This is a genomic window from Proteus sp. HMSC14B05, assembly GCF_001808035.1.
Lineage (GTDB): Bacteria > Pseudomonadota > Gammaproteobacteria > Enterobacterales > Enterobacteriaceae > Proteus > Proteus mirabilis.
Genome location: NZ_KV791983.1, coordinates 60,245 through 75,930, shown reverse-complemented (window position 1 = coordinate 75,930; position 15,686 = coordinate 60,245). Strand labels below are relative to the sequence as shown.

Genomic DNA, 15,686 nt, shown 5'->3' with positions numbered 1-15,686 from the left:
CATGAAATTCACTGATATTTTTGTGCGACGACCTGTTTTAGCGTTAGTAGTTAGCACCTTGATTTTTTTACTGGGCGCATTTGCGTTCAGTAAACTACCTATTCGCCAGTACCCCATGTTACAAAACTCAACGATTACCATTGCAACAGACTACCCTGGCGCATCGTCTGAACTGATGCAAGGTTTTGTGACTCAACCTATTACACAAGCCGTTTCCTCGGTGGAAGGCGTTGATTATATTTCTTCATCTTCAGTACAAGGAAAAAGTTTTGTCACGGTAAGAATGGAGTTAAACCGCGATCCGACACAAGCATTAACGCAAGTGATGGCCAAGGTCAATCAAGTACGTTATAAATTGCCAGAACAAGCTTATGATCCTGTGATTGAACTTTCTTCTGGTGAATCAACCGCAGTCGCTTATGTTGGCTTTTCCAGTGAGCAAATTTCTATTCCAGAATTAACTGACTATCTATCTCGTGTGGTTGAACCGATGTTTTCCTCCATTAATGGGGTCGCCAAAGTACAAGTCTTTGGCGGACAACAACTGGCCATGCGCGTATGGCTAGATACTGATAAATTAGCGGGGCGAAACTTAACTGCTAGTGATGTCGCTGATGCCATTCGCCGTAATAATTACCAAGCAGCTCCCGGGAAGGTCGAAGGTGAGTTTGTTATTGCGAATGTTTATGTCAATACCGATTTAACCAATGTGGAAGAATTTAAAGATATGGTGATCCACAATGATGGCCATAATCTTATACGTCTACGTGATATTGGCACCGTCGAGCTAGGTGCGGCTGCTACTGAAACCAGTGGCATCATGAATGGCAAAAAAGCCGTCTTCTTAGGCCTATTTCCAACACCAACAGGTAACCCGTTAATCATTGTTGATGGTATTCGCGAAAACCTTACTGATATAGAAAAAACACTCCCACCAGGTGTAAATGTGGAGCTGGCCTTTGAAACTTCACGTTTTATTAAAGCTTCTATTGATCAGGTGGTGCAAACATTAATTGAAGCCATTTTAATTGTTATTGCTGTTATTTATCTCTGCTTAGGCTCATTACGTTCTGTAATTATTCCTGTGCTTGCTATCCCTTTATCTATGTTGGGGGCAGCCGGATTAATGTTGGCATTTGGTTTTAGTATTAATTTGCTTACTTTGCTAGCTATGGTTTTAGCCATTGGATTAGTTGTCGATGATGCGATAGTGGTGGTTGAAAACGTACATCGTCATATTGAAGAGGGATTATCACCAGTGCAGGCCGCATTAGTGGGGGCACGAGAGGTCGCGGGGCCGGTTATCGCCATGACCATCACTTTAGCTGCCGTTTACGCGCCAATCGGCCTCATGTCAGGATTAACTGGTGCACTGTTTAAAGAATTTGCCATAACGCTTGCTGGTAGTGTCATTGTATCGGGTATTGTGGCATTAACCTTATCTCCGGTCATGAGCTCATTAATGCTCAAACCGAAAGAAAATGAAGGCAGGATGGCTAAAATAGCCGAATATACCTTTGATAAATTGACATATTACTATAGCTATTTGCTTAATTTTTCTTTAACCCATCGCTGGTTAACCGTCGTTTTCGCCTTAGCCGTGTTTGTTAGCTTGCCGTTTTTATATAGCCAGACAAAACAAGAGTTAGCACCTTTAGAAGATCAAGCGAGCGTTTTAACCGCGGTAAAAGCACCACAACATGCAAATCTTGCCTATGCGGAACATTTCAATCAGAAACTTGATGATATTTATATGAGCCTACCAGAAACAGACAGCACATGGATCATCAATGGTACTGATGGCCCTTCAGCAAGCTTTGGTGGGATTAATTTTGATGGTTGGAAAGGTCGTGATCGTAATGCCAATCAAATTCAGGCAGACCTACAAAATCGTGTTGCGGATGTTGAAGGAAGCAGTATTTTTGCTTTTCAATTAGCATCATTACCTGGCTCTGTCGGCGGATTACCTGTCCAAATGGTGTTACGTAGCCCATTAGGTTATCCCGTTTTATTTGACACGATGGAAGAGATCAAACAGCAAGCACGAGAAAGTGGTCTATTTGTCGTAGTGGATAGTGATCTTGATTACAACAACCCTGTTGTGCAGATCACTATTGATCGTGCCAAAGCCAATACCCTTGGTATTCGCATGCAAGATATTGGCGAATCACTATCCTTATTAGTGGGTGAACACTATATCAATCGCTTTGGTATGGATGGTCGCTCTTATGATGTGATCCCCCAAAGTATACGTCAACAACGTTTAACTCCGGCAGCACTTGCAGGGCACTATATTCGTACTCAAGATAACCTGTTAATTCCATTATCAACCGTGGTCAATATTACCACTCAAGTTGAACCCAATAAATTAACGCAATTTAATCAACAAAATGCCGCTATATTTCAAGCTATTCCAGCACCGGGTGTCACCATGGGGCAAGCTGTTGCGTTTCTTGAACATGTGGCAAATTCCTTACCCGCTGGCTTTAGCCATGATTGGCAATCTGATGCTCGCCAATTTACCCAAGAAGGAAATACCTTAGTCTTTGCATTTATTGCCGCCCTTATCGTTATTTATTTGGTATTAGCCGCACAATATGAAAGCTTGGTTGATCCATTGATTATTTTAATTACGGTACCACTCTCAATTTGTGGTGCATTAGTGCCATTAGCTTTAGGTATGGTGACATTAAATATCTACACTCAAATTGGTTTAGTCACCTTGATAGGACTTATCAGTAAGCACGGTATTTTAATGGTGGAGTTCGCTAATGAATTACAAGTTCATAAAAATCTAAATCGACGTGAGGCGATTGTTGAAGCAGCAAAAATCCGCTTACGCCCTGTCTTAATGACTACGGCAGCAATGGTTATCGGGCTTATTCCTCTGCTATTTGCCAGTGGTGCTGGAGCGAATAGTCGCTATGGATTAGGGTTGATTATTGTATCAGGTATGTTAGTTGGCACGCTATTTACGCTATTTGTATTACCCACAATGTACAGCTTCTTAGCTCGAAACCATCAAGTCAGCGCTCAGACTGAGCGTCAAAAACAATTACAGCAAATCAGTGAGCAATAAAAATAACAAGCGGTAATGTCGTAAAACCCATCCCCATTGTAAATACAATGGGGATGGTTATAGTTATTTTTTGAATAAATATTATTTTATTTTAATATGATCATTGACTAAAGGAATGTTATTATTTATTGCAAACTTAATCAGCTCATTAACTTGTACTTTCATTTTAAGTAGCTGCCAACTGCGATTTTTCCTTAAGTGAACGAGAATACTTTCTAAGCTTTTTGTTTTTGTATTTCTTGCCTCTATCATTTTCATCATCTCCATTAAAGCAATAAACTCTCCTGTTCTTCCTAATCCCGCAAGACAATGGACAGCTATATTTTCTTTTGTTGGGTTTATTGTTAATTGTTTGCCAATCAAATCAATTGTATTTTTTAATTTTGTCGCATCTATTTCTGTATGATCTTCCCAATTATAAATATGTACAAAGTTTATATCTTTATTTTCATCACAACCTTTTTTAGTCAATTTCTTAGTATATACTTTGCAATCTAAAGTTCTTTCATTTCCTAAAATTTCATTATCCCCATTTTTACCTTTTATTTTAAAACGACTGAAATCCCACTTATTAAAGTGGCGAGATTCTATATTATCTGAATAAAAATCCTCTCTAAAGTATTTAAACCCTTTCTGCTGAGAATTGCTTTTATCATATTCAATATCAGGTTTTGAGAGGTCGCATTCAATATCCTTATTCGAGGCTAAAACATAAACTGTCTTTATATCATTATCAAATAACATATTAAAATAATGTTTTAAACTCTCTTTATCATTAAGAGGATATTGGCTTGCAAAAGTCACATAAGGAGAGTTCTTAACACTCACATTATTAGTAGGTAATAATACCCCATTAGATTCTATTAAAGTTTTTTTACAATATGGTATTCTATATCTAGAATTAGGTACACATTGATAGTTATTTTCATCATATTGAGGTGAGTTTTCATCATAATATAATTTGTTAAGAACTTCTGTAGATACTAATCTTTGGATATTATTTACGTTATTGATATTTTGTCGCATATAGAGAACAGGTGCTTTTTTTTCAGATAAAATTTCTGTATACCATATAGCACTAGTATTCTTAACACTACTGAAATTAGGATTTCCCGTGGTATCTTTTATTCCTAAAGCATTTTTTACGCTATTAAATTTTGTACTTATATAAGAAACTATTTTTGGCATATATCACCCTTTTATAACTTAATTTTACATAACCGTCTCCCAACTTTATATTGATAAAAACTTTAAAATATAAAAAAAACATCTTTTCTCACTCATGTTCATTTTAAGAAATGAATATAAGTGAATATAAAAATGCCGATATTGTTGAATAACATATCGGCATTTAAAATTAAAAGACAATTTAGTCTCTTGTTTATAAACTTATCTTACATCGTTGAAAAGGTATTCATAATTATCCCACCAGAGATAATCAATGCCATTGAGAATATAGCGGGTAGATCGGGTTTTTGTTTATATAAAATCATGGCAACTAATGTTACCCCAACAATACCAAATCCACACCACAAGGAATATGCCACACCAACAGGGATATAGCCCATTGCACGTGTTAAAGCGAAATAGCAAATACAGTAAGCGGCAATCACTAAAACAGAGGGAGCTAATTTACTAAAGCCATTGGTCTTTTTAATCATTGAAGTGCCCGTGATTTCAGAACCAATAGACAGCGCCAGCCATAAGAATCCGGTAAACATAATGGTTATCCTTATTTATTTTAATAAAGTACTTATTTATTAAAAAATAGTTTTATTAAATATAGATTATTAAGAAATAGATTTATTTATTCACTGACGATACAGTCTGTTTTATATTTGATAACTCCGTCGTTTCTTCTGACTCTTCTTCGGAACCCATTTTCGAAAACAGATTCATAATGACGATCCCGCTAGCAATAACTGCCATACCAATAATAGCAGCCGTATCAGGATGTTGACCGTAAAATGCCATACCTAAAGTAGATACAACTAAGATACCGGTTCCGGACCAGGTGGCATAAGCTAAGCCTACTGGGATATTTTTAACTGCACGAGATAATGAATAATAACAAACAATATAAAGAACAATAATTAATCCTAATAATAATGTCTTTGTTATTCCTTCACTATTATCAAACATTTTTAAGGTCGAGGTTGCTGAGGTTTCTGAAATAATAACCGCCAGCATCCAAAGCCATGATTTTGCTTTTGGGGACATAATAAGACTCCTAAATTTTTAGATATGTATATTTTAATCTTTCAAACTTTTTAAATATTCAATAGCAGAATCGGTTAATTTATCTTGTGATAATTGGTATTTTTCAGGGTTACTCATTACTTGTTTCAAAGTAATATAGCGATTATTATTCAGTTGTTTTGTTTCCGTTTTATTAATAAATTTTAACTTGTGATCAAAAGCATTCTTTTTTAAATTATCTTCAACTTCATTTATTGAGCAAAAAGTAATACCCATTGATATTAATCGTTCAATATTCTGTTTTAGCACTAAGTTATAGTGTTCATTTTGGTTTAAACCTAAAATTTCATTAATTTCACTGTTTGGCTGACAAAAGTAAGGTAATGCAATAATAGGAATATTTTTAGCCAATGCGGAATGAATAAGTGTTCCTTCTTCACTAATCATTAACCCATTAATAATTTCCCCCACCAGCTTTTTGTCAAAATAGGGAATAAATAATGCCTGATAAGCGGATAACCTATGGGGATCAAACTCATCGGCTTTAGTGATATCCCCTACATGGCACCACTGCGATAAATCATGGCATTGCTGTGCCTGTGTGGTAACAAAAATAGAGGCCCGTACAGTGGAAAAATGGCTAATGCGTTGATAGATTTCATCACGATATCCCGGCGCCGGTGTTAAAACTAACAACACCGGCTTTTTTATACGCTTTTCTATTTCTGCAACAATCCGTTCAATTAATTGATTGTCCATTACCTCACCTCATTGTCTTAGCTGACAATAAACACGCTGTCGTTATTTCTAAGTCCTGCCGCATTTGCCTCATCGGTATCAATATGAAATTCCAATGCAAATTTCTCACTGACACGCACAATCACTTCATCAAAAATCAGGCTACGTTCACCCTCTGTTTTTACATGCACTTTCTGACCATTGGTCACATTTAACGCTCTAGCATCAATATTATTCATATGAATATGACGCTGAGCACAAATGACTTGCTGTTTTAATTCCACATATCCCGCAGGCCCCATTAAAACCGCATTACCGGAGCCTGCTAAATCACCGGAACCACGCACGGGTGCCTTTATACCTAATGCAAAACAATCTGCTTTTGAAATCTCTAATTGGCTTTGTGGACGAACCGGCCCTAAAACACGAACTTTACTGATAGAGCCTTTAGGCCCGACTACCATCACACACTCTTTGGCGGCAAATTGTCCCGGTTGTTTTAGATCTTTAAACGGGGTGATCTGATAGCCGTGACCAAATAACGCATCTACATCTTGTTGTGAAAGATGTACATGTCGATTAGAAATACCAACAGGAATAGCGATCCCTTGATTTATGCCCATTCCCACATTGGGGATATTTAAACGAGTGAGAATTTTTCCCATTAGTTGTTGATTAATCATTATTTTTTACCTTTACGGCTTTCAGGTTTACTCTCTTTTTTACTGCTTGGTGCTTTATCTGCTGTCATTGCTTTAGTTTCAGGGGCACTATTTTGAGCCTGTCGTTCTGCAACTTCTTTTGTCGCGTCACTATCGCCACTTTCGAGTTTTATGACAGTTTCAACCCTGTTTTCAGCCAGCGTTTTGAGTGCATTCTGTTGTGTTTCTTCACTAATAACAGCGCTTTTTTTCTTACCTTTTATTGTTAGCAATTTGGTGATAACACTTGGCTCAGGTCTTGCTATGACGAGTGATCCGATAACCAACTCTTTTTGGCTCACCACATCTACACCATGCTCAACCGCTGTTTTTACCGCACTGATCTCACCTTGAAAACAGACAGAAACTAACCCTGATCCAATTTTTCTATAACCGATAATTTCAACACTGGCAGCTTTACAAGCCGCATCAGCAGCTTGGATCGCAGCGGTTAATCCGCGTGTTTCAATCACACCTAAACTGTTCATCTTTCTCTCCTACTGATTAGTGGCGGACAAGACGGATCTCAAAATCAAATTGTTTAAAGAAGGCTTCTAAGCGATCGAGCTCTTCTGGCGTATATCCCGGATCGTTTTTAATGGGGTAGATCATCTCCAATTTTTGGTATTTATTACGGCCAAATTGGTGATAAGGTAGAATATCGATGCGCTGAAGATTACCGCGTTTTGACAACGCCATGGCGTAGTTAATCGCACCAGTAATCGCATCATAAGAGTCGTTATAACCTCGCACTAAAGGCATACGGATAACCACATTTGCACCGAGATCCATCAAACGCTCTAAATTACGGCGGACATTCTCATTACCAATGCCAAATAATGCTTTATGCTGAGTAGTATCAATGTGTTTGATATCAATTAGAAACTGATCAACGACTTGCGCTAATTTTTCATAATTAGCCACATTAGTGGTTGCTTGTGTTTCCACCGCGGTATTGATCATCATCTTTTTACATTCACGTAACAGAGCTACAGCAAAATCCGTTTGTAAACTCATTTCGCCGCCACCGATTGTGACACCACCGCCGGAAGAGATATAGAAGTCGTAATCTTGCATGATAATGTCCATCAATTCAGATACAGAGACATCTTTACCCATAATATCCAGTGCATCAGAAAGACACACTTCTTCACATTGACGACATCCAATACAATCAACTGCGCGATCAACGCGATGAACTTGCTGCCCTTGCTCATTGGTTGTCATGTAATGCACACCAGCCGGACACACATCAACACATTTACCGCAATCTACGCATTTATCGCGAGAGTACATCACCTGAAATTCACTGCTAAGACCTTCTGGGTTTGAACACCAAGGGCAGCGGATATTACAGCCTTTTAAGAAAACCAGAGTACGAATACCATCACCATCATAAATAGAGTATTTTTGGATATTAAATATCCGCCCTCTTATTTCTGCTGCCGTCTCCATCTTTACGCCTCCAAATCTGCATCAAACATCCTTGTTCGATAAATTTACATCTTGTCTTGTCGCGATTAATAGGGAGGACTCTTAGCCCTCCTTGGGTCTATGATCAGAATTTCTCAATCACTGTACGACTAATAATTTCATCCTGAACTTCTTTACATAATTCAACGAAGTACGCACTGTAGCCAGCAACCCGGACAATTAAATCGCGGTACTTTTCAGGCTCTAATTGGGCTTTTTTCAGTACTTCATTATCGACATAGCTAAATTGCATCTGACCATTACCCAAAATAGAGGCAGTTCTTAATAAGGTAATTAATCCTTGGCGTCCTTCATTGGTATCTAGCAAGCCTTTGAGGAATTTAAAGTTATGAACCATACCGATATTCATGGTTTCAACATTCATCTTGCTGATGGATTTAATGATGGCAGTTGGGCCATGTTTATCGGCACCCTGTGTAGGGCTGATCCCATCTGATAATGGTTTCCATGCTAAACGGCCGTTTGGTGTTGCTGCGGTTAATTCACCAATTGGCGTGTTATTAGAGATAGATAACGTACCGTGACTAAATGTGGAGTAGAGCATTTTATATTTACGGCATTCACGTTCAGTCCATTCGGTAATGTCTAACGCATATTGGTCAACAACATCATCGTCGTTACCAAATTTCGGTGCATTTAAACAGTCACGCAGTAACTCTTCGTGCCCTTCAAAATTAGCTAATAAGCCGTCACGTATTTGCTCTAAGGTATATTTTTTGTCTTCATAAACCAGTTTGCGAATTGCCGCCATAGAATCGACATAAGTGGCTAAACCAGAGAAGATCAGACCCGGTCCGTGGTTAACCATCGCACCACCCGCTGTCACGTCTTTACCTTGCTCCATACACCCCTCAACCAATAGCGACATGAGTGGTTTTGGGGCAATGTCACGGTGAACGCGCTGGCTGATAACCGTACCAATTGCTGATAAACGAATAATATGTGCGACTTGCTCTTTAACCGCGCGATCGAAATCCTCATAAGTACGTAAATCACGTAAATCGCCGGTGTCTAAGCCTTGGTAGCTATCAAACAGCACCATACGACCACGATTTAATACAAATTCAATGGCAATTGGCCACTGGGTATAACCCGTTGATGTCCATTGATAGATACGACCTGATTTTTGTGGTTCAACACAGCCCATCAAGCAGTAATCGCGTGCATCTTCAAAGTCGAAGCCTTTGCGCAACATCATCTTGATATGAGAATCATCGAAGTGACAGGCAGGGAAGCCCATTCCCGCTTTGACCACATCAACGATTTTTTCCATATATTGCTGTGGCGATTGGTTATGGATACGACAAGCCAGTGAAGGTTGATACACTTTCACAAAGCGTACTGCGTCCATAATCAAGTAAGTTAAATCGTTACAAGCATCGCCACCTGAGCGTTTTTGTCCCCCCACCGTTAAGTTGATAAAGGGTTGATAGCCGGCAAAATATTTTGCGCCAAGTTCACTAGACATCCACATTAATTCGGCACATTTGATGATAAAGGCCTGCATCATTTCCAGTGCTTGTTCACGCGTTAAACGACCTGTTTTAATGTCGTTTTCATACATTGGGAAACAGTATTGATCTAAGCGACCTAAAGAAAGTCCCGTTTGGTTCTCTTCAACTTCAAACAATGATTCTACAGTCCAGATACTTTGCAGTGCTTCTTGCAATGTTTTTGGTGGATTAGCAGGAACATTTTCATTGACTTGAGCAATGGTCAATAACTCTTCACGACGTTGTGGATCACTCTCTTTAGAGGCTAATTCACGGGCATGCTCGGCAATACGATGAGCATAAGCGATAACCCCTTCACAACTTTCAATCGACGCTTTATAGAAATAGATACGGTCAATATCAGCAGGATTTTCCATGCTTAATTCAGCCAATTTCGCTTGTGCATCAGCTTTAATACCGTTCATCCCTTTGGTGAATAACAGCACGTCATAACCGGGGCAAGTATCACCACCACCATTAATTTGATGATAAGAGAGATCGCTGACAAAGGTTTCACCACTGAACTCCCATACACCCGCTTCACGGTATTGCGCTTCACAAATTTCATCTAAAGAGCGACCTTCCCAAAATGGCACTATCTCTTCACGAATGACTTTTTTGTCTTCTTCTGAAATTTGGAATGGATCTTGTGGGCGCGTGCTCATGGTGTCGAGTTCATCACGTACCCAACGCCATGCGATATCAGGAGAGAAAGCGCCAGCACGCGGTTTCCCACAAGGATGTCCCACAATAAGCTCTTCATCTTGAATTAAGATAGGTGCGGTTTCACAAGCACGGCGGAAAGCTTTAGCACGCAATAAAATAGGCGGTAAACCAGGATTATTGCGAGCAATTTCAGTAAAGGCTAATGCTCTATAAATTGAAACACTAGGGCGAGCCTCTAAATAACGATTACGCAGGCGCTGTAGACGGGGAGTTAAGCCTTCCATTACAGTCAACTCACCATTTGCTGTCGCCGGTGTAACAACATTGGCTGAAGGTGAAGCATATTGCGGTGGTGTATTCATACGACCGTTATATAAACGGACTTGTAGTGAACTGTGTAATGCTGATAGATTAGCGCGCGCTGATAACAACATTTCTGAAAGTTCGTTAATACTGACGCGAGGATCGTTAATATCGATACCTTGGGTCATGGCATCAAACATTGGATAGCCATCGACTTCTTTCGTTGCGCGCACTTCGGATAGCTCAGCCAGTTTTAGCCAAAGACTTTCAACAATCTCATAAGCTTGTGCTGGCGTTAAACGGCCTTGGTCAATATCACGTTGATAGAATGGGTATAGTGCTTTATCAAAGCCCATTGGGTTGATAGCGTAGCTACCATTCTCCAGATGAAGAATAAGCTGTAATAAATAGAAAACTTGTACCGCTTCTTTAAAGGTTTCTGCTGGCTTGGCGGGTACTTTACGTAAAATAGCCGCACTTTCTAATAATTCAGCTTTACGGTATGGATTACCTTCCATTGCGGCTAAATTTTCTGCTTTAGCTGACAGTAGTTGTGCAAAATAAAGTGCCGCATCACATGCATAAATCGCCGATTTGCAGAAATTGGCTTCATCCATACTGCTACGATTTACCGCACTACCAATGCTTCTCATTCTATCTTCAAGTTGTGCTTTGATGGCTAAGAAACCTTGATTCACCACCAGCATATAATCAGGTGATGCAACGCTATTATTGATACTTAAAAAGCGATAAATAGAGTCACTACGCACTTCTTCTTCGCTGTGGAAAATCGCACCACGTGGTGTTGAGGATTGGCTACCGATAATAAGCTCATCTTGAGCGATATAGCTTGGAAAATGACGAATAAACTGATAAAAGCGTTGTGCAGGTTTAATCGCTTGGGGCACACCGGCAATATTGTTATCTAATGAATCAAAAATCGTCGCACGCTCTGTGCTAATAGAACTGTTACGTGAAACTAAACGTTCTGCCAGCATTTTTACGCGTGGCGTCAAAGAATATTTGGCCATGTGAGGCTCTCCTGATGTTCTTTACTAGACCTAATCGGTATTAATTGAGCATTAACTGTGTGATACACCGGCAAATGCCTGACGATACAATGTTTCTAATTGGTGTGTGTTTACGTCACGCGGATTTGTCGGCGTACAGCTATCGCGTAAAGCCTGTCCGACCATTTCCGTTAAACGGGCATAAAAGTCCGCTTCACTGACACCGGTATCGCGAATACTCTTCGGCATACCCATTTCATCTTTCAATACATTAATGGCGACAATAAGGCTGATAACGCCTTCTTTTACCGTCTGCGCAGGTAATCCTAAACTTTGGGCAAGGTAGGCATAGCGCTTCGCTGCTTCGCTATTACAATCACCATGAAGATTGGCATTAAAGGCAATAACATGTGTCATCAATAACGCATTCGCACGGCCATGAGGGACATGAAAAACACCGCCTAATGCATGGGCAAGACTGTGTGTAATACCTAACGACGCATTAGTAAATGCCATACCTGCGATGCAAGATGCATTGTGCATTTTTTCGCGAGCAAGTAAGTTATCCCCTTGATGATGACAATCAAGCAGATGGCTAAACACTAATTTGACTGCTTTTTCTGCCATCGCATCAGAAAAATCAGATGCAGCTTTAGACACATAAGCTTCTAATGCATGGCAAAGGACATCCATACCCGTATCAGCGGTAATTGCAGGAGGTACAGATTTCACAAGTTCAGGATCGAGGATCGCGATATCAGGCAACATAAACTCATCGACCAATACCAGTTTTTCACTGCGTGATTTGATCACTGAAAAAGAGGTCACTTCAGAGCCAGTACCACTGGTCGTGGGGATCGCAATAAACTGCGGTTTACTTCTACTGTGCTCTTTACGGGTATGCCAAAGGGAGTACATAACGGCTTTAGCAGCATCGATAACAGATCCACCGCCGAGTGCGATAACCAAATCAGGATAATGGGCATCCATTATTTTCATACCACTGACAATGGCAGAAATATCAGGATCTGATGCAACATCATCATAGATTTGAAACTCAATACCTCGTTGCATTAATTTTTCAGTGACTTTATCTGCAAAGCCAAACTTCACCATTGCTTTATCTGTCACCACAAATGCGCGGCGGGCAGTTAACCCAGAGAGAAAATTCAGTGCATTGGTGCCAAACTGAATTTTGGGTTTTATCAGAAACTCACTCATGTCGTTATTACTCCTTACTGTCCCGATAAACCTTCTCAACAATGGCAACCACGGACATCGCCTTGTAACGATCTTTGTTTAGTGCGAAGTATTCTTCAGCCAACACCACATCGTTGATACCTGCACCCACACTATCCACTGCAACATAGGTTTTATTTTTCAGTGGATTAAGCTCATCATCTAAGGTCGCTATCATTAATAAATTGCTTCCTTTCAGTTCAGGGCTTTTTTGTGTCGCGACTACGTGTCCGATTACCTTTGCGAGGATCATGGTTTATATCGCCTTCTATCAATGAGTTATTTACCCAGACGTCCGAGAACTTCTTTGATAATGCGCTCCACGTTCTCTTCGGTGATCTCACCTTGCTCAATCACTTGTTGTGCACACGCACTGACTGTCGTTGTATAAGGGGACGCGCCAAAGCGATCATCACCTTGTGTTTGACGTTGTGCTGTTGCACATTCCGCATGAACAGGGGTTAAAGAAGGTGAACGAAAACGATCATCATCAAGAATGCTGGTGTGGTAATTTGCGCTAGAAACAGCAGGTTGAGCAGCTTCTTGTGCTAATGGACAAGGTTGTTTTAACTCTTCAACACTACGTACCCCATAACCGACTTTACGAATATTCAGTAAATTCATCGGGCCGACGTTATCTGAGCTAGAACCACCACCTACCGCACCACAACCTAGGGTTAACGCAGGAGTAATATTGGTTGTTGCGCCAATACCACCTAATGCCGCCGGAGTATTAATTAAAATACGATTAACGGGTTTTTCTAAAGAGAACTGACGAATAACATCTTCATTTTGGGTATGGATCACTAAGGTATGACCTAAGCCTTCGTTAGTGAGCAATTGCACCACACGATGACAGGCTGATTGCCAATCTTCTTCAATATACATACCTAAGATTGGGCACAGTTTTTCCCGTGAATAGGGATTCTTCGGTGAAACAGTATCTTGTAGTGCAATCAAGACGCGGGTATTAGCAGGTACAGTAAAACCGGCGCGCTGGCTTAAATAGATAGCATCTTTACCAACCACCGCAGGATTTATCGTGCCATTAGCGCGCAATAACATAGAAGCGACTTTCGCTGCTTCTTCATCATTCATAAAATAAGCACCTTGCGCTAATAGCTCACGGTGAACTTCGTTATAAATGCAACGTTCTACGATGATGGATTGTTCTGAAGCGCAGATCACGCCATTATCAAATGTTTTACTGGTGATGATATCGCTCACTGCTTTTTTGATATCCGCACTACGCTCGATAAAGGCAGGGCCATTACCTGGACCACCACTGATAGTTGGTGTGCCTGATGCATAAGCCGCACGCACCATTCCTTCACCGCCAGTAGCTAAGATTAATGACACATCTTTGCTGTGCATTAATTCTTTTGTCGCTTCCAATGTCAGCAATGTCACACCATCGACAATTCCCTCAGGTGCTCCCGCTTCTAGTGCGGCTTTTTTGACAATTTCTAGCGCGCGGAAACTACACTGTTTCGCATTAGGGTGCGGTGAAAAAATAATCGCATTACCTGCTTTCAGTGCAATTAGGGTTTTATAGATAATGGTTGACGTTGGGTTAGTGGAAGGCACTAACGCTGTAATAACCCCTAAAGGTACCCCCACATCCATGACTTTTTTCACTTTATCGTCATTGATAATGCCAATGGTCTTTAGGTCTTTCATATGTTCATACACACGCAATGACGCAAAGGTATTTTTCAGTACTTTGTCTTGCCATTTACCAAAGCCGGTCTCTTCGCTGGCCATTTTTGCCAACTCTTCTGCGTGACGAGCAGCTTCAAATGCAATGTGTTTGACTATATTGTCGATTTTTTCCTGCGAAAATTTCGCATATTGTTGTTGTGCATTTTTCGCGTTACGAACTAGCTCGCGAGCCAGTTGTCGGGATTGCAAATCTTTATCTAATGCAACCATGTTTTCCCCCATACAGGAGTTAAAAATTTAGCTGAATAACGTTTTTTGCTTGGCAGCACCTGAATAATCAGGCTTTATGTTGCTCTGCAATCTTCTCGATATCGTTATGTGGTCTTGCAATAACACGAGAAGTCACTACTGTGCCGATACGTTTTGCCGCCTCAACACCAGACTCAACCGCTGCATTAACTGCACCGACATCGCCTTTCACCATCGCAGTCACGAGACCTGAACCAACGTTTTCATAACCAATCAGTTCCACATTAGCTGCTTTACACATTGCGTCAGCAGCTTCAATGCAAGCGACTAGACCTTTGGTTTCCACTAGACCGAGTGCTTCTTTCATATTTATTTCCTTCGTTATTCAGTCACTTTGTACTGGGCAACGATTTTTTGAATATCGTTATGTGGACGAGCGATGACTAATGAAGTGACCACCGTACCTACACGTTGAGCCGCTTCTAAGCCAGAATCTACAGCGGCTTTAACGGCACCCACATCGCCTTTTACCATTGCAGTGACTAAACCTGAGCCAACATTTTCATAACCAATCAATTCAACATTGGCGGCTTTGCACATCGCATCAGCGGCTTCAATACATGCCACTAGCCCTTGAGTTTCAATAAGTCCTAATGCATCACCCATACGTTCTCCTAAGGCAAAGACTATGCCTTGTGTTTGATAACAATTTTGTTGATGTCATTGTGAGGACGAGCAATCACAAGTGATGTGACGACTTCACCCACCCGTTGCGCTGATTCCACACCTGAATCTACCGCAGCTTTCACTGCCCCTACGTCGCCTTTCACCATCGCAGTCACGAGACCTGAAC

At 40.5% G+C, this 15,686-nt stretch carries 15 protein-coding genes; 1 reads left to right on the top strand and 14 read right to left on the bottom strand.

Annotated features, from left to right (window positions below; translation table 11 throughout):
- The first annotated feature begins 1 nt into the window (after window position 1).
- Window positions 2–3,079, top strand: coding sequence for a MexW/MexI family multidrug efflux RND transporter permease subunit (locus HMPREF3129_RS06110; protein WP_036919158.1), 3,078 nt, complete (start codon window positions 2–4; stop codon window positions 3,077–3,079).
- An 81-nt stretch (window positions 3,080–3,160) separates the two neighbouring features.
- On the opposite strand, the gene HMPREF3129_RS06105 is transcribed toward HMPREF3129_RS06110, so the two are convergent.
- From HMPREF3129_RS06105 to HMPREF3129_RS18870, 14 genes are all read right to left on the bottom strand, one after another.
- Entirely contained in the window at window positions 3,161–4,267 is a 1,107-nt protein-coding gene (locus HMPREF3129_RS06105) for a protein-tyrosine phosphatase family protein (protein WP_036919162.1), read from the bottom strand.
- Window positions 4,268–4,473: 206 nt separating this feature from the next.
- On the bottom strand, window positions 4,474–4,800 hold the full coding sequence (locus HMPREF3129_RS06100; RefSeq protein ID WP_004245856.1) for a DMT family transporter: 327 nt from the start codon (window positions 4,798–4,800) through the stop codon (window positions 4,474–4,476).
- An 82-nt stretch (window positions 4,801–4,882) separates the two neighbouring features.
- Window positions 4,883–5,299, bottom strand: a complete 417-nt coding sequence (locus HMPREF3129_RS06095; RefSeq protein ID WP_004249190.1) for a DMT family transporter — start codon at window positions 5,297–5,299, stop codon at window positions 4,883–4,885.
- 33 nt (window positions 5,300–5,332) lie between these two features.
- Complete coding sequence (locus HMPREF3129_RS06090; protein WP_017628498.1) at window positions 5,333–6,037, bottom strand: hypothetical protein; 705 nt, start codon at window positions 6,035–6,037, stop codon at window positions 5,333–5,335.
- Between the two features lie 17 nt (window positions 6,038–6,054).
- Window positions 6,055–6,699 carry a phosphate propanoyltransferase gene (locus tag HMPREF3129_RS06085; RefSeq protein WP_004249187.1) on the bottom strand — a complete coding sequence of 215 codons (645 nt, stop codon included), beginning with the start codon at window positions 6,697–6,699 and terminating at the stop codon, window positions 6,055–6,057.
- Window positions 6,699–7,205: a BMC domain-containing protein gene (locus HMPREF3129_RS06080; RefSeq protein ID WP_036919165.1), complete on the bottom strand. Its 507-nt coding sequence runs from the start codon at window positions 7,203–7,205 to the stop codon at window positions 6,699–6,701. The genes HMPREF3129_RS06085 and HMPREF3129_RS06080 overlap by 1 nt, the downstream gene beginning before the upstream one ends.
- Before the next feature lie 16 nt (window positions 7,206–7,221).
- Window positions 7,222–8,172 (bottom strand): choline TMA-lyase-activating enzyme, encoded by a 951-nt coding sequence (cutD, locus tag HMPREF3129_RS06075; protein WP_004245863.1) that lies wholly within the window; start codon window positions 8,170–8,172, stop codon window positions 7,222–7,224.
- Between the two features lie 103 nt (window positions 8,173–8,275).
- Window positions 8,276–11,704 (bottom strand): choline trimethylamine-lyase, encoded by a 3,429-nt coding sequence (cutC, locus tag HMPREF3129_RS06070; RefSeq protein ID WP_004249184.1) that lies wholly within the window; start codon window positions 11,702–11,704, stop codon window positions 8,276–8,278.
- A gap of 51 nt (window positions 11,705–11,755) precedes the next feature.
- The gene (locus HMPREF3129_RS06065) at window positions 11,756–12,904 is read right to left on the bottom strand and encodes a 1-propanol dehydrogenase PduQ (RefSeq protein WP_004245865.1); all 1,149 of its coding nucleotides are present in this window, start codon (window positions 12,902–12,904) and stop codon (window positions 11,756–11,758) included.
- Between the two features lie 7 nt (window positions 12,905–12,911).
- A complete protein-coding gene (locus HMPREF3129_RS06060; RefSeq protein ID WP_004245867.1) occupies window positions 12,912–13,175 on the bottom strand; it encodes a EutN/CcmL family microcompartment protein in 264 nt (87 codons plus the stop codon).
- A gap of 26 nt (window positions 13,176–13,201) precedes the next feature.
- Entirely contained in the window at window positions 13,202–14,854 is a 1,653-nt protein-coding gene (locus HMPREF3129_RS06055) for an acetaldehyde dehydrogenase (acetylating) (protein ID WP_004249183.1), read from the bottom strand.
- A 67-nt stretch (window positions 14,855–14,921) separates the two neighbouring features.
- A complete protein-coding gene (locus HMPREF3129_RS06050) occupies window positions 14,922–15,200 on the bottom strand; it encodes a BMC domain-containing protein (RefSeq protein ID WP_004245869.1) in 279 nt (92 codons plus the stop codon).
- Window positions 15,201–15,214: 14 nt separating this feature from the next.
- Window positions 15,215–15,499, bottom strand: a complete 285-nt coding sequence (locus HMPREF3129_RS06045; protein ID WP_004245870.1) for a BMC domain-containing protein — start codon at window positions 15,497–15,499, stop codon at window positions 15,215–15,217.
- Window positions 15,500–15,519: 20 nt separating this feature from the next.
- Window positions 15,520–15,686 (bottom strand): BMC domain-containing protein (locus HMPREF3129_RS18870; protein ID WP_254668237.1); only part of this gene is annotated, 167 nt, incomplete at its 5' end.

Coding starts and splice junctions, on each gene's coding strand:
- cutC (WP_004249184.1), bottom strand. CDS start 11,704: ATGGCCAAATATTCTTTGACGCCACGCGTAAAAATGCTGGCAGAACGT.
- HMPREF3129_RS06045 (WP_004245870.1), bottom strand. CDS start 15,499: ATGGGTGATGCATTAGGACTTATTGAAACTCAAGGGCTAGTGGCATGT.
- HMPREF3129_RS06055 (WP_004249183.1), bottom strand. CDS start 14,854: ATGGTTGCATTAGATAAAGATTTGCAATCCCGACAACTGGCTCGCGAG.
- HMPREF3129_RS06085 (WP_004249187.1), bottom strand. CDS start 6,699: ATGATTAATCAACAACTAATGGGAAAAATTCTCACTCGTTTAAATATC.
- HMPREF3129_RS06080 (WP_036919165.1), bottom strand. CDS start 7,205: ATGAACAGTTTAGGTGTGATTGAAACACGCGGATTAACCGCTGCGATC.
- HMPREF3129_RS06050 (WP_004245869.1), bottom strand. CDS start 15,200: ATGAAAGAAGCACTCGGTCTAGTGGAAACCAAAGGTCTAGTCGCTTGC.
- HMPREF3129_RS06110 (WP_036919158.1), top strand. CDS start 2: ATGAAATTCACTGATATTTTTGTGCGACGACCTGTTTTAGCGTTAGTA.
- HMPREF3129_RS06105 (WP_036919162.1), bottom strand. CDS start 4,267: ATGCCAAAAATAGTTTCTTATATAAGTACAAAATTTAATAGCGTAAAA.
- HMPREF3129_RS06095 (WP_004249190.1), bottom strand. CDS start 5,299: ATGTCCCCAAAAGCAAAATCATGGCTTTGGATGCTGGCGGTTATTATT.
- HMPREF3129_RS06090 (WP_017628498.1), bottom strand. CDS start 6,037: ATGGACAATCAATTAATTGAACGGATTGTTGCAGAAATAGAAAAGCGT.
- cutD (WP_004245863.1), bottom strand. CDS start 8,172: ATGGAGACGGCAGCAGAAATAAGAGGGCGGATATTTAATATCCAAAAA.
- HMPREF3129_RS06065 (WP_004245865.1), bottom strand. CDS start 12,904: ATGAGTGAGTTTCTGATAAAACCCAAAATTCAGTTTGGCACCAATGCA.
- HMPREF3129_RS06060 (WP_004245867.1), bottom strand. CDS start 13,175: ATGATCCTCGCAAAGGTAATCGGACACGTAGTCGCGACACAAAAAAGC.
- HMPREF3129_RS06100 (WP_004245856.1), bottom strand. CDS start 4,800: ATGTTTACCGGATTCTTATGGCTGGCGCTGTCTATTGGTTCTGAAATC.